Genomic DNA, 13,569 nt, shown 5'->3' on the forward strand with positions numbered 1-13,569 from the left:
CCAGACTGGGGACATGACCTCGCTCGCCGATCTGGCCGTCACTCTCAAGTCCCTGCACCGCAAGGGAGATCCCGTCGTCCTGCCCACCACGTGGGACGCCTGGTCCGCCAACACCGCGGTCGCGGCGGGCTTCGCCGCGCTCACCGTGGGCTCGCACCCGATGGCCGATTCGATCGGCCGCCCCGACGGCGAGGGCATGAGCTTCGACGAGGCGATGACCCGCGTCGCGCAGATCACCTCGGCGGTCGACGTTCCCGTGTCCGTCGACATCGAGTCGGGCTACGGGCAGTCCGCGGAGCGGATCGTCGAGGGCCTCCTCGGCGCCGGCGCGGTGGGCCTGAACATCGAGGACACGGTGCACTCCGAGGGTGGCCGGTTCCGCGACGCGCAGGAGCACGCCGACCTGGTCGCCGCGCTGCGCGCCGCCTCCGACGCCGCGGGTGTGCACGTGGTGATCAACGCCCGCACCGACATCTTCAAGAACCAGGTGGGTGAGGCGGAGGACCGCGTGGAGCGCGCCATCGCGCGGATGCAGCTGTGCGCCGACGCGGGCGCCGATTCGCTCTACCCGGTCGCGTTCCACGACGCGGCCACGCTCCGGCACCTCGCGGACGCCCTGCCGCTCCCCGTGAACGCGATCGCGAATCCGGCGACCGACGATCTGGCCGCGCTCGCCGCCGCCGGCGCGGGCCGGATCAGCTTCGGCCCGATCTGGCAGATGGCGCTCACCGAGCGGTCGAACGAACTGCTCGCGCGCTGGCGCTGATCCTCATGCCTCGCGCGACGCCCTGGACGCGAGGAGCGCCAGGGCGTCGTCGACGCACCGGGTGACGAACGCGTCGTCCGGTGGTTCCCCGCCCACCAGCACGCGGAAGTAGATGGGCGCGGCCACGGACTCGAGCAGGTCGCGCGAGAGCACCCCGTCGGGGATCTCGCCGCGGGCGATCGCGCGCTCGATCACCGGCGCCGTGCTCGCGAATCGCGCGTCCCAGAAGCTGATCCGCGCGGCGTCGACCTCGGGGTCCTGCGACATCGCGAGGGTGGTCCCGAGGAGCCGCGCCAGTCCGGGCCGTTCGAGGAGCGCGGTGATCTGCCGCGCGACCTGGAGAAGGTCCTCGCGCAGGTCACCGGTGTCCGGGGCGGGATTTCCCTGCGCCGCCAGCTCGGTGACCGCATCGGCGACGAGGGCCGTCGGTGTGGGCCACCGTCGATAGACGGTGGTCTCCGCGACGCCCGCCCGGGCCGCTACCTCCGCGATGCGCAGGCCCTCGAAGCCGTGCTCGGCCACCTGCGCGAGCGCCGCTGCCAGCACCGCCTCACGAACGCGCGCCGATCGACCGCCCGTCCGCCGACGGGGCCCTGCCTCCTGGTCCATACCCCAGTTCTACGCGACCGCCGCCGTCACACCGAGGCGAGGTAGTCGTCGACCCAGTTGCCGAACTCGGCGGCGAGATGCCATTGATGCTCGGTGATGTACAGGCCCGGCACCGCCACGGGGAAGGCGACGCGGAGCCGGCAGCGGAATCCGGCGCCCGGGAGGTCACGGAACTGGTGGCGCACGCCGCCGATCATCTCGCCCGTCGCGAGCGAGGCCGTGCCGGCGATCTCGAGCGGATACGAGGGGTCGCGCGGGATCGGGACGCCACGCACGTCGGTGTAGTCGACGAAGAAGCGCAGGGGCAGCACCGCACCGCCGGTCACCTCGATCACCTCCTGTCTCCCGTCGGCGCCGGTGACGATCACGTAGTGGTCGGGGCACGCACCGGTCCACGTCGGGCGGTCGTCCGTCGTGCGCTCGCGGGTGAACCACGCGACCATGCCCGCGGCGGTGCCCCGCGTCGCGGTGATCTCGGTGTCCGCGATCGCCCACCGGCCTCCCGACGCGGCCTTGGCGGCGAGCGTCGCGGCGCCGGCGAGCGCGGTCTCGGGCGCGAGCAGCTCGCGGATGTGGTCCACCCCGAGCCGCTCGCGCGTGCGGGCGAGCGCAGCACGCGCGGCCGGCAGATCCGACGGGGTCGCGACGCCGCGGTCCGCCAGCGCGCGCAGCTCCCCCGCGGCGACACCCGGGTAATCCCGCAGCAGGCGCGCGGCTGCGATCGGCACGCGGCGGCGCTCCCACGCCTGAACGCTCGATCGGGAGACGGATACGCCGGCGAGACGCGTCCGGAGCCCCGCCTGCCCGGCGGGTTCGGAGAGCGCCCGGCCGGCGCCCTGCGTCACGACGGCCGCCGCGATCCCCGCTCCTACTGCCCCTGCGAGGAACCCCCGCCTCGTCGGCCTCGACACCGTCATCGTGATCCCGTCTCTTAACGCTTGGCCTTATAGCGTTAGTGGATAGACTGGGGTGACAGCGATCACTTGTCAAGACTCGAGGAACGGGCGACACCCATGACCGACCACACCGGCATCAGGACCTTCATCGACGACCGCGCGATCGCACCCGAGGCGGTGCGCGCGTGGGAGGAGCGCCGGCTCCGCGCCGCGTTCCGCAGGCTCGCCTCCGGGCTCGGCGCCCGCGCGACCGCCGAGCTGCTGCCCGACGAGTCGATCGCGGACGTACGGCACGCACCGATCCAGGTGCAGCGGGACACGCTCACCGCGATGAAGACGCGCCTGGGGCACGCCGGGATCTACGCCCTCCTCCGGCGCGAGCTCGCTGTCTCGGAAGCCACCACGCGCGCGACCGTCGCGGTGAGCCGCGGCCGGACCGCGACCTCGGTCACGCGCCTCGAAGCACCGGGCGTGTCCGCGGAGCGCTTCGCGGAGTGGTTCGACGACCTCACCGCGTCGAACCGCGAGGGCGCGATGCTCGCCGCGTGCCCGGATCACTACCTGCTCCGCGGCCTCCGCGACGGCCGTCAGGAGGTCGTCGAGACCACGGGCGGCACGCCCGCCGCGTCGCGGTTCCTCGTCGACTACACGCGCAGCGACCGGCTGACCACCGCCGCCGACCCCGCGTACCCGATCCAGATCGCCGGCCTCGCGCTCCTGGACGACGGGACGTGCATCGGCGGCGTCCGGCACCAGCTGCGCGATCACGACGGCACCCTCGACGCGCTGCTCACCGTCGAGTTCCCGGCGGCGGTGCCGGCGCACTTCCTTCGACAGCACCAGTGGCACCTCGCCGTCGAGTTCGGGAACTGGATCTCCGCCGCGACCCGCGAGATCGGCTGACCGGAACCGCGAACCCGTCAGCGCCGACGGGCGCTACCGCGCACCGTCGGGAACCCAGGCGGAGCCACGCTCCCGATCGAGGTAGGTCTCGGACTTGTTGTGCAGGAAGAAGATGTACACGAAGAGCGAGATCGCGATGGTGATCGTGACGTAGGCGATGAACCAGGGCACGTGACCGGACTTCTTGGCGGCCTCGTAGATCAGCGGCGCGGTGCCGCCGAAGATCGAGTTGGCGAGCGCATAGCCGATGCCCACGCCGAGCGCCCGCACGTGCGAGGGGAACAGCTCCGCCTTCACCAGCGCGTTGATCGACGTGTAGCCCGTGATGATGATGTAGCCGGCGCACACCATCGCGAGCGACCCGATCGCGACGTGGATGTTCGGCAGGAACGTGATGAGGAAGTACGTGTAGAAGACGCCGCCCACACCGAAGAAGATCAACATCGGCTTGCGGCCGATCCGGTCGCTGATCATGCCGCCGATCGGCTGGATGAGCATGAGGAAGATCAGGCCGATCAGGTTCACCCACGTCGCCGTCAGCGCGTGATCGGTGTAGGCCGTCTTGACGATCGCCGGGGCGTTGACGCTGTAGACGTAGAACGCCAGCGTGCCGCCCATCGTGACGAGGAAGCACAGCACCAGCTGCCGCCAGTAGCCGGTGAGCAACTCGCGCATGGTGCCGGAACTGGTGTCCTCGCCGTCGCGGATCGCGGCGAGCTGCTCCTCCGACAGGGACTCGTCCATCGTGCGGCGCAGCCAGAAGACGACGATCGCCGCGATGCCGCCGACGAAGAACGCGATGCGCCAGCCGAAGTCGGAGACCTGCGCCTTGGAGAAGATCCCCAGGAGCAGGAGCAGCATGAACTGGGCGAGTACGTGGCCGCCGACGAGCGTGACGTACTGGAAGGAGGAGAAGAAGCCGCGCCGCTCGCGGGTGGCCGCCTCCGACATGTACGTCGCCGAGGTGCCGTACTCGCCGCCCGTCGCGAAGCCCTGCACCAGACGGCACAGGATGAGGATCACCGCGGCCGCCATGCCGATCGTCTCGCGGCCGGGGACGATCGCGATGATGAACGAGCACGCGGCCATCAGCGAGACGCTCATCGTGAGCGCCGCCCGCCTGCCCTTGCGATCGGCGTACCGGCCGAAGAACCACGAGCCGACGGGTCGCATCACGAACGTGACCGCGAAGATCGCGTAGACGTAGACGGTCGAGTTCTTGTCGGCCTTGTCGAAGAACTGGCTCTCGAAGTACGTCGCGAACACCGTGTAGACGTAGACGTCGTACCACTCGACCAGGTTCCCGGAGCTGCCGCGCAGCGTGTTCCAGATCGCCCGGCGGGTCTCCGCCCGCGACGAGACAGGCTTCGTCGCACTCGATTCCGTCATGATGCCTTCCGTCCTAGACCTCGTCGGCGGAGCGGCCCGTGCTCCGATGACCGAGGGCGGCCACCGTGATCATCAGGGCGAGCATCGCCGCCGCCACCACCGCGAACACCCACACGCTGCCACGCTCGTCGAGAATCGGAAGCAGAACGAACGGAAGAAACGCGGTCACCAGCTTCGACAGCGAGTACGCGGCGCCGGCGGCCGTCCCCCGGATCGCCGTGGGGTAGGAGTCCGCGAGATACACGTGGTACGCGTTGGAGAACAGGTTCGACGCGAGGGTGTACAGGAAGCCGGCGAGCACGATCTGGACGGGGCTGGCGGCGAAACCGAACCACAGGCCGAAGGCGGCCATCAGGCCCGCCGAGCCGATCACGAGGTAGCGCCGCTCGATCCGCTCGACGATCGGCATCGCGAGCGCGGCGCCGAGCGGGTAGCCGATGTACGACAGCGCCACGAACAGCAACGAGGTCTGGATCGAGTACCCCTTGGCCAGGAGGACGAGCGGCGCGATGGTGCCGAACCCGTAGTAGCCGAAGACCTCCAGGGCGGAGACGATCCACAGCATGACGGTGCGCCGGCGGTACGGCGGGCGGAACAGCGCGCGGATCGTGATCGACCGGGAGGTCACCGGCCGGAGTGCCGCATCCGGCTCCGCGAGGACCTTCCCCTCCGCGACCGCCTGCGCCTCCAACCTGTGGACGATGGCGTCGGCCTCGTCGTAGCGCCCTTGCGCCTCCAACCAGCGGGGCGACTCCGGCAGGCCCCGTCGGACCAGCCAGACCAGCAGGGAGCCGAACGCGCCGAAGACGAACAACAACCGCCAGCCCTGGACCTCCACCCCACCGAGATCGAAGACCTGCGGGGTGAGCCAGCGCGCGGCGAAGCCGACCACTGGGACGCCGAGGAAGGACACCACGTACGCGAGCGAGATGTACTTGCCGCGCACGTTCTTCGGCAGGATGTCCGAGAGGTAGGAGTCGGCGAGCGCGAACTCGCCGCCGATGCCGATCCCGGCGACGAACCGCGTCACCACGAGGAACGCGGCGTTGGGGCTGAACGCGCCCGCGAGCGACATCGCCGAGTAGAGGGCCAGGTTGATCATGAACGCGGTGCGCCGGCCGTAGCGGTCCGCCAAGCGGCCCATGAACAGGGCGCCGATGAACTGGCCGATGAACGCGGACGCCAACAGCAGCTTGAGCTCGTCGGGCCCCAGCGCGAAGTCCTTCTTGAGCACCGTCGCGATGGTCGCGGCGAGGAAGTTCTCGTACTGGTCGAAGAACAGGCCCAGCCCGATGACGCCGACCGCGGCGAAGTGCAGCCTGGTCATCGGCAGCCGGTCCAGGCGCGCCGCGATCGACGGCGCCTGCGAGGTCTCGGTGGTCATCGTCGAAATATACTTCGGTAAACGAATACAGCGGTTTCCGGGCGGTGACCACCGGGCGAATGAGCGGTGCGATACCCCACGCGAGCGGCCGACGTGGAGTTGAATCACGGGGGTGATCGTCGATTGCGCCCACTACCTGGGTGGCGCCCGGCAGGCCGAGGAGACCCTCGCGCCGCTGGACGCCGCGCGCCTGTGCACCGAGAACGGCTTCGTCTGGCTCGGGTTGTTCGAGCCGACGCCCGAGGAGATGGAATCCGTCCGCGAGGCCTTCGACCTGCACGAGCTCGCCGTCGAGGACGCGCAGGACTACCACCTGCGGCCCAAGGTCGAGGACTTCGAAGCCTCGGTGAAACTGGTCATCCTGCGAACGGCCCGCTACGACGACGCCCGCGAGGAGGTCGATTTCGGCGAGATCAGCGTCTTCGTCGCGAGGAACTTCGTCATCACCGTGCGGCAGGGCGTCGCGAGCGAGCTGCACCAGGCCCGCGCCCGGCTCGAGCAGAAGCCCGAGCTCCTCGCGCTCGGCACCGACGCGGTGCTGTGGGCCATCCTCGACCAGGTCGTGGACGGCTACGAGCCCGTCGTCGCCGGCCTGGAACACGACATCGAGCAGATCGAGGCGACGGTCTTCTCGGGCGCGGTCGCCCCCACCGAGCGCATCTACCTTTTGCGCCGCGAGGTGACCAACTTCTACCGGGCGGCGCACCCCTTGCTCGCCGTGGTGAACTCCGTGGGCAAGAGCCTCGGAGAGGAACGCCTCTCCCCGTACCTCCGCGACGTCTACGACCGGTTGCAGCTCGTCAACGAGGAGGTCTCCGCGCAGCGCGACCTGCTCGGCACGATCCTGCAGGCGAACATCGCCGTGGTCTCGGTGCAGCAGGCGCACTCGGCGGCGCGGCAGAGCTCCACCATCGAGCGGCTCACCGTGCTCTCCACCATCTTCCTTCCACTGACCTTCGTCACCGGCTTCTTCGGGCAGAACTTCGGCTGGCTCGTCGACCACATCGGCGGGCCCTGGCAGTTCCTGATCTTCGGCGTCTGCGGCCTGTTCGTGCCGCTCATCGCGCTGCGCCTGTGGCTGCGCCGCAAGGAGTCGATGCCCGAGAATCCGCTGGGCGCCGCCGACTGATCCGACCGACGTAACGTGGGAACGTGCGCACCGCGATGCCCGCCTGGGAACCCGCTGAGGCGACCGCGCCGGACCCGGACTACGCCGACCGGCTCGATCGCGCGCGGGCCCTGCTCCGCGGTCGCCGCATCGTCGCGCTGACCGGGGCGGGCGTCTCCACCGCGTCCGGCATCCCCGACTACCGCAGCCCGGGGGCGCCCCGTCGAACCCCGATGACGATCCAGCAGTTCCTCGGCTCGCCCGAGTTCCGGCGGCGGTACTGGGCCCGTAACCACCTCGGCTGGCGGCACATGGACGCCGCGCTGCCGAACGCGGCGCACCGGGCGCTGGCGGCGCTGCCCGGGGTGACGGGGGTGATCACGCAGAACGTGGACCTGCTGCACCTCAAGGCCGGCTCGCGCCGCGTGATCGACCTGCACGGCAACTACGCGCAGGTGCGGTGCCTGAGCTGTGAGAACCGGATCAGCCGGCACCGCCTGCACGCGCAGCTCGAGCCGCTCAACGCGGGCTTCGCCGCGCGCATCGCCGACCGCGGCGCGGTCGAGGTGGCGCCCGACGCCGACGTCGTGGTCGAGGACACGACGGACTTCACCATGGTCGACTGCGGCCGCTGCGGCGGCATCCTCAAGCCCGACATCGTCTACTTCGGGGAGTCCGTGCCCAAGCCGCGCGTCGAGCGCGCCTTCACCATGGTCGACGATGCCGACGCCCTCCTCGTGCTCGGCAGCTCGCTCACCGTGATGTCGGGGCTCCGGTTCGTGCGGCACGCGCACAAGCAGGGCACGCCCGTCGTCATCGTCAACCGCGGCCGCACGCGGGGCGACGGGCTGGCCGACGTCACCGTCGACGTGGACGTCGCGACGGCGCTGCACCGCCTCGTCGCCCCCTGAACCCCCGCCCCGACCGAGAGGACACCCCGTGAGCACCGCCGCCGACCTGCCGATCGAGGACCGCGCCCGCCTGCTGACCGGCGCCGACTTCTGGACCACCGCCGCGGCCCCGGGCGTCCCGTCGATCGTGCTGACCGACGGCCCGCACGGCGTGCGCCGCCAGGTGGGCGCGTCGGATCACCTGGGACTCAACGCCGCCGCCCCCGCGACCTGCTTCCCGCCGGCGGTCGCCGTGGGGTCGAGCTGGAATCCGGACCTGGCGCGGCGCATCGGCGGGGCCGTGGCGGCGGAGGCGCGGGCGCTCGGCGTCGCCGTGGTGCTCGGCCCCGGCGTCAACATCAAGCGGCATCCGCTGTGCGGCCGGAACTTCGAGTACTACTCCGAGGATCCGCTGCTGGCCGGGGCACTGGGCGCCGCCCAGGTGCAGGGCCTGCAGGACGGCGGCGCGGGCGCGTCGGTCAAGCACTTCGCGCTCAACAACCAGGAGACGGAGCGCATGCGCGTGAGCGTCGACGCCGACCCGCGCACCGTCCGCGAGATCTACCTCCCCGCGTTCGAGCGGATCGTGAAGGACGCGGCCCCCGCGACGGTGATGTGCTCGTACAACCGCATCGACGGCGTGTACGCCTCGGAGAATCCCTGGCTGCTCACGACGGTGCTGCGCGACGAGTGGGGCTACGACGGGCTCGTCGTCTCCGACTGGGGCGCGGTGCACGACCCCGTCGCCGCGGTCCGCGCCGGGCTCGACCTGGAGATGCCGCACGGCCCGCACAGCACGGCGCGGATCGTCGCCGCGGTCGGGTCCGGCGAGCTCGACGAGGCCGTCGTGACCCGCGCGGCGCAGCGGGTGATCGACCTGACGCGCTGGGCGCCGTCGGACGACGAGCCCGCGCCGGACCTGGACGCGCACCACGCGCTCGCGCGGGAGGCCGCGGCCGAGTGCGCCGTCCTGCTGCGCAACGAGGACGCCGCGCTCCCCCTCAGTGCCGCGTCGGGCTCGGTCGCCGTGATCGGCGAGCTGGCCCGCACGCCGCGCTACCAGGGCGGCGGCTCCAGCCACATCAACGCCACCCGCGTCGACGTGCCGCTCGACGAGATCGCCGCGCGCGGCGCCGACCTGGGCGTCGCGGTGGAGTTCGCGGCGGGCTACGGCCTCGGCGACGAGGACCACGCCGCTCTCCGCGCCGAGGCCGTCGCGGCCGCCGCGCGGTGCGGGACCGCGGTGGTCTTCGCCGGGCTCACCGAGGCCGAGGAGTCCGAGGGCTTCGACCGGCCGGACCTCGCGATCGACCCGCGACAGGTGGAGGTGCTGCGGGCGGTCGCCGCCGCGGCGCCGCGCACCGTCGTCGTGCTGGTCGGCGGCGGCGTGATCGAGCTGGAACCCTGGCACGACGAGGTGGACGCGATCCTCGAGGCCTTCCTCCTCGGGCAGGGCGGCGGCGCGGCGATCGCCGACCTACTCTTCGAGCTCGCGGCACCGTCGGGCCGGCTCGCGGAGACGATTCCGCACCGCCTCGAGGAGACGCCGGCGTTCGGGAACTTCCCCGGCGAACTGGGCACCGTGCGCTACGGCGAGGGCCTCCTCGTCGGCTACCGCTGGTACACCACGCGGGGCATCGCGCCGCGGTACCCGTTCGGGCACGGCCTCGGGTACACCACGTTCGCGGTCGACGACCTCGTGGTCAAGGCCACCGGCCACGACAGCGCCACCGCCACGGTCCGCGTGACGAACACCGGCGAGCGGGCGGGTAGCCACGTGGTGCAGCTGTACGTGGGCGGCGGGCCCGGCCCGGTCTTCCGGCCGCGCCGGTCGCTGGCCGCCTTCGACAAGGTGGCGCTCGAGCCCGGCGCCTCGACGACGGTGACCCTCGACCTGCCGCGGCGCGCGTTCGCCCACTGGGACGGGCCGCGCGGCGACTGGGTCGTCGCGCCCGGCGAGTACCTGATCGAAGTGGGCCGCAGCAGCGCGGACATCGACGCGGACGTCGCCCTCACGCTCGACGGGGACGTGCTCGCCCAGCGACTGGACATGGACTCGACGATCTCCGAGTGGGCCGCGCATCCCGTCGCGGGCGAGGGTTTCCGGGCGGCGCTGGCGGGATCGGCGGGCGGCCTGCCCGTCGACCAGTTGCTGGAGCTCGCCGGATCGATGCCACTCGGCAAGGCCCTCGACATGCTGCCGGGCCCGGCCGGCGACGAGGCCCGCGCGCAGTTGGAGGCCGTCATCGCCGCGCAGTGACCGCGCTGCTCAGAGCAGATCCGACGGTGCCGCACGCCCCGGAGTCGTAGCGTTGCCGGTATGACGATCCACGGCGAGGCACTGTTCCGGCACGAACTGGGCGCCCACCTGCGTCGACTGCGCCACGAGCGGGGCGAGCGCCTCGCGGACACCGCCGAGCGGGCGGGGATCTCACCGCAGTACCTCTCCGAGATCGAGCGCGGCCTCAAGGACCCGTCGAGCGAGATGCTGGCGGCGATCGCCGGGGCGCTCGGCACCGGCGTGGGCGCCGTCGCCGTCGAGGTGGGCCGCCGCCTGGGCGCCGCCCGCCCGGTCCTGCGGCTCGACCTCACCGCCCGGCCGGCGGCGGGACCGGTCTCCCCCGCCCCGGCCTCCCCCGGACCGCGCCTGCTGGCGCTGGCCGCGTGACCCGTCAGGCCTCCTCGATCACCTCGTCGATCAGCCCGTAGTCGACGGCCGCCTCGGCGGTGAAGACGCGGTCGTGGTCGGTATCGGCGCGCAGTACCTCCGGCGTTCGCCCCGTGTGCCGGGCGAGCACCCGCTCCATCTGCCCGCGGACGCGGATCACCTCGTCGGCCTGGAGGATCAGGTCCGGGATGGTGCCGCGGCCCTGCGCGGAGGGCTGGTGCAGCACCACCCGCGCGTGCGGCAGCGCCATCCTGCGCCCGGGCGCACCGCCCGCGAGGAGCAGCGCCCCCACGGCGACCGCCTGCCCGACGCACGTGGTCGCCACCGTCGGGCGGATGTAGCGCATGGTGTCGTAGATCGCCAGCGCCGCACTGGGATCACCGCCCTCGCAGTTGATGTACAGCTGGATCTCGCCGTCGCCGTCGGAGGCGAGGAAGAGCAGCTGCGCGACGATCGCGTTCGCGACGCCCGCATCGATCGCGGTGCCCAGGTAGACGACGCGCTCGGACAGCAGGTGCGAGTAGACGTCGGTGATCCGCTCGCCGTTCGGGCGCCGATCGATGACGTTGGGGATCGTGTAGGTGCTCATCGCGCGGCTCCCGTCAGGTCGAAGCCGGCCCTGCGCCGGCCCGGCACCACGGTGTCGAAGGACTCCACGATCTCGTCGATGAAGCCGTACTCGCGCGCCTGCTCCGCCGTGTACCAGCGGTCGTGCAGCGAATCCTCGAAGATCTGCTCCAGGGGCCGCCCGGTGTCCTCGGCGATGAGGCCGAGGACGGTGTCGCGCGTGTGCCGCAGGTCGCCGGCCTGCAGTTCGATGTCGACCGCGGTGCCACCGATACCCGCGGAACCCTGGTGCATGAGCACCCGCGCGTGCGGCAGCGCGCGACGTTTGCCCGGCGCACCGGCGGAGAGCAGGAACTGCCCGGCGCTGTACGCGATGCCCAGGACCAGCGTGGAGACGTCGCACGGCACGAGCCGCATGATGTCGCGGATCGCGAGCATCGACGGGACGGAGCCGCCCGGCGAGTGAATCCACAGCGCGATGTCGGCTGAGCTCGTGGACGCGAGCGAGAGGATCTGGGTGGCGAGCAGGGAGCCGTTGTCGTCGTCGAGCGGACCGTCGAGGACGACGACGCGGCGGTCGTAGAGCTCGCGGCGCACCCGTTCGGTGAAGTGCGGGATCTTCGGGTTTTCACTCATGCGCCCATCGTGGCGCCGAAACCCTCCCCCGGACAGACGAATCCGCCTGGGGCGGAAACGCTCACGGCAGCTCCGCTCCAGGCGGATCGGTCGGGTCCGGGTCCGCCGGGGGGTCAGCCGGCGGAGTAGGCGGGCTCGCTGCGGAAGCGCGAGACGCGACCGTCGATGCCCAGGACGCGCCACAGCACCCGCGAGACGGGGTTCATCAGCTTCGTCTTCTCGGCCAGCAGCCGGACGTCGCCGAAGACCTCGCGCTTGACCGCCTGCGACTCCGGCGAGCGCCAGTACATCTGCTTCCACTCGGAGCGCGGGATCTCGAAGCGCTTGCGGAACTCGCGCGGCGGCACCGCGATCGCGGTGAGCAGCGAGCGCATCACCAGCGGCAGCGCCAGCGAGAGCAGGAAGCGCGGGAAAGCGCCGCGCGTGGGGATGCGGTGCTCGAGCAGTTGGTGCGCGAAGGAGATGTGGCGGGCCTCCTCCGCGACGTGGATCTGCATGACCGCGGTCATCGTGGGATGCTGCTCGATCCCCGAGCGCAGGAACTGCTTCTGCACGTGGTCGATCGGCTCCTCACCGCCGAGCACGCCCATGTAGAAGATCATCGGGAAGGTGGTCGCGGCCAGCGGGATGATCGGCGACAGGCGGCGGAACCACAGCGGGCCGCCCGGCACGTCCATCCCGATCCGGTTGACGAACTCCTGGAACATCAGCGTGTGCTGGCACTCCTCCTTCGCCTCATGGGTGGCGTAGCGGAACTCCGGCGAGTTGTTCGGCTGCAGGGCCGTGTACTGCATGATGCCGCGGATCAGCACCGACTCGAACTGCAGGCCGACCTTGGCCACGTTCGCCTGGCGCCACATGCCCATCTCGATCTGCTTGGACCGCGGCTGCGACTGGTACCACTCGGTGCGGCCGATCGGGTCGAAGCGGGAGTCGAGGATCCACCGCGGATCGTCCGGCGTGACCGCCAGCTCCGGCGAGTCCCAGTCGATGTCGACGTAGGGATCGAAGTTGCGCTGGACGGAGGCCTCGGAGAGGTCCTGCAGGGTCTGCTCGTACTCCGCCTGCCCGGCGAACGGGCGGCCTCGGGTGCGCCCCATGTGGGTGATGTGCAGTGCCACGACGGACTCCTCCTGCTGGGCTGACACAGTTCTGACAAAAATGTACCACGTTCGTGGACATTTCCTACCCGTCTGTATGAATGCGCTGGTCGGGCATGTAGGGTCGCCGGTGATCACCCGGGACACCGGGTCCCACGTGTTCGCTGTCGCTCGCCCAGACCGGAGGCCTCCATGACCACCATCCACCACACCGCATCGGCGTCCGTCCCCCTGAGCACCGCGTTCGCCCACGTCGCGGACTACCGGACCGTGCCGCAATGGTTCTTCGGCATCAGCAAGTTCGTCCCGCAGGGCGAGAAGGACTACGGCCTCGGCGCGACCTACGACTCGGCCGTGAAGATCGGCCCGAAGGAGATCGGCTCCGTCGTCGAGGTCACCGAGTTCGAGGAGGACCGCCTGATCACCCTGACGTCCATCGCGGGCTTCAAGACCACGTCGCGCTGGACGTTCAGCGCCGTCGGCAACGCCGCCACCGAGCTCGCCGTCGAGTTCACCTACGAGCTGCCCGGAGGGCTCGCCGGCAAGGCCCTCGGCATGATCATCGAGCCCTTCGCCGTGCAGGCCGTCAAGGCCTCCGAGGCCGCTCTCCGCCGCGACCTCGAGGGCGCCCAGGTCTGACGCCCGGCGCGCGG

The 13,569-nt window shown here is 71.2% G+C and carries 14 protein-coding genes; 7 read left to right on the forward strand and 7 right to left on the reverse strand.

The features are described 5' to 3' along the window. Window positions 1-13: 13 nt before the first annotated feature. Window positions 14-766: an isocitrate lyase/PEP mutase family protein gene (locus ACM9LD_RS14790; RefSeq protein WP_415677379.1), complete on the forward strand. Its 753-nt coding sequence runs from the start codon at window positions 14-16 to the stop codon at window positions 764-766. A gap of 3 nt (window positions 767-769) precedes the next feature. Here ACM9LD_RS14790 and ACM9LD_RS14795 read toward each other — a convergent pair whose 3' ends face one another. After that, on the reverse strand, window positions 770-1,375 hold the full coding sequence (locus tag ACM9LD_RS14795) for a TetR/AcrR family transcriptional regulator (protein ID WP_415677380.1): 606 nt from the start codon (window positions 1,373-1,375) through the stop codon (window positions 770-772). Window positions 1,376-1,401: 26 nt separating this feature from the next. Continuing rightward, window positions 1,402-2,103 (reverse strand): hypothetical protein, encoded by a 702-nt coding sequence (locus ACM9LD_RS14800; protein ID WP_415677381.1) that lies wholly within the window; start codon window positions 2,101-2,103, stop codon window positions 1,402-1,404. Between the two features lie 285 nt (window positions 2,104-2,388). Here ACM9LD_RS14800 and ACM9LD_RS14805 point away from each other — a divergent pair, with 285 nt between their 5' ends. Then, window positions 2,389-3,174, forward strand: a complete 786-nt coding sequence (locus ACM9LD_RS14805) for a hypothetical protein (protein WP_415677382.1) — start codon at window positions 2,389-2,391, stop codon at window positions 3,172-3,174. Between the two features lie 33 nt (window positions 3,175-3,207). On the opposite strand, the gene ACM9LD_RS14810 is transcribed toward ACM9LD_RS14805, so the two are convergent. Together ACM9LD_RS14810 and ACM9LD_RS14815 are read right to left on the reverse strand one after the other, a co-directional pair. Continuing rightward, entirely contained in the window at window positions 3,208-4,563 is a 1,356-nt protein-coding gene (locus ACM9LD_RS14810) for an MFS transporter (RefSeq protein ID WP_415677383.1), read from the reverse strand. A gap of 13 nt (window positions 4,564-4,576) precedes the next feature. Then, the gene (locus ACM9LD_RS14815; protein ID WP_415677384.1) at window positions 4,577-5,947 is read right to left on the reverse strand and encodes an MFS transporter; all 1,371 of its coding nucleotides are present in this window, start codon (window positions 5,945-5,947) and stop codon (window positions 4,577-4,579) included. Window positions 5,948-6,059: 112 nt separating this feature from the next. Between ACM9LD_RS14815 and ACM9LD_RS14820 the strand changes: the two genes are divergently transcribed. Genes ACM9LD_RS14820 through ACM9LD_RS14835 form a run of 4 tightly spaced genes read left to right on the forward strand, consistent with a single transcriptional unit; the run spans window position 6,060 to window position 10,613 of the window. After that, window positions 6,060-7,076 (forward strand): magnesium and cobalt transport protein CorA, encoded by a 1,017-nt coding sequence (locus tag ACM9LD_RS14820; protein WP_415677385.1) that lies wholly within the window; start codon window positions 6,060-6,062, stop codon window positions 7,074-7,076. Between the two features lie 23 nt (window positions 7,077-7,099). Next, window positions 7,100-7,966: a Sir2 family NAD-dependent protein deacetylase gene (locus ACM9LD_RS14825; protein WP_415677386.1), complete on the forward strand. Its 867-nt coding sequence runs from the start codon at window positions 7,100-7,102 to the stop codon at window positions 7,964-7,966. Window positions 7,967-7,994: 28 nt separating this feature from the next. After that, on the forward strand, window positions 7,995-10,205 hold the full coding sequence (locus tag ACM9LD_RS14830; RefSeq protein ID WP_415677387.1) for a glycoside hydrolase family 3 C-terminal domain-containing protein: 2,211 nt from the start codon (window positions 7,995-7,997) through the stop codon (window positions 10,203-10,205). Window positions 10,206-10,265: 60 nt separating this feature from the next. After that, window positions 10,266-10,613, forward strand: coding sequence for a helix-turn-helix domain-containing protein (locus ACM9LD_RS14835; RefSeq protein ID WP_211131320.1), 348 nt, complete (start codon window positions 10,266-10,268; stop codon window positions 10,611-10,613). A gap of 4 nt (window positions 10,614-10,617) precedes the next feature. Here the strand turns inward: ACM9LD_RS14835 and ACM9LD_RS14840 are convergent, their stop codons facing one another. The 3 genes from ACM9LD_RS14840 to ACM9LD_RS14850 form a co-directional block, all read right to left on the reverse strand. Beyond that, complete coding sequence (locus ACM9LD_RS14840; protein ID WP_415677388.1) at window positions 10,618-11,202, reverse strand: ClpP family protease; 585 nt, start codon at window positions 11,200-11,202, stop codon at window positions 10,618-10,620. Further along, window positions 11,199-11,816: a ClpP family protease gene (locus tag ACM9LD_RS14845; protein WP_415677389.1), complete on the reverse strand. Its 618-nt coding sequence runs from the start codon at window positions 11,814-11,816 to the stop codon at window positions 11,199-11,201. The genes ACM9LD_RS14840 and ACM9LD_RS14845 overlap by 4 nt, the downstream gene beginning before the upstream one ends. Window positions 11,817-11,929: 113 nt before the next feature. Next, on the reverse strand, window positions 11,930-12,916 hold the full coding sequence (locus tag ACM9LD_RS14850) for an AurF N-oxygenase family protein (protein WP_224651875.1): 987 nt from the start codon (window positions 12,914-12,916) through the stop codon (window positions 11,930-11,932). A 192-nt stretch (window positions 12,917-13,108) separates the two neighbouring features. Between ACM9LD_RS14850 and ACM9LD_RS14855 the strand changes: the two genes are divergently transcribed. Continuing rightward, a complete protein-coding gene (locus ACM9LD_RS14855) occupies window positions 13,109-13,555 on the forward strand; it encodes an SRPBCC family protein (protein WP_415677390.1) in 447 nt (148 codons plus the stop codon). Window positions 13,556-13,569 lie beyond the last annotated feature (14 nt).

It is taken from the genome of Tsukamurella hominis (genome assembly GCF_965137015.1).
In the GTDB taxonomy this organism is placed as follows: Bacteria; Actinomycetota; Actinomycetes; order Mycobacteriales; family Mycobacteriaceae; genus Tsukamurella; species Tsukamurella hominis.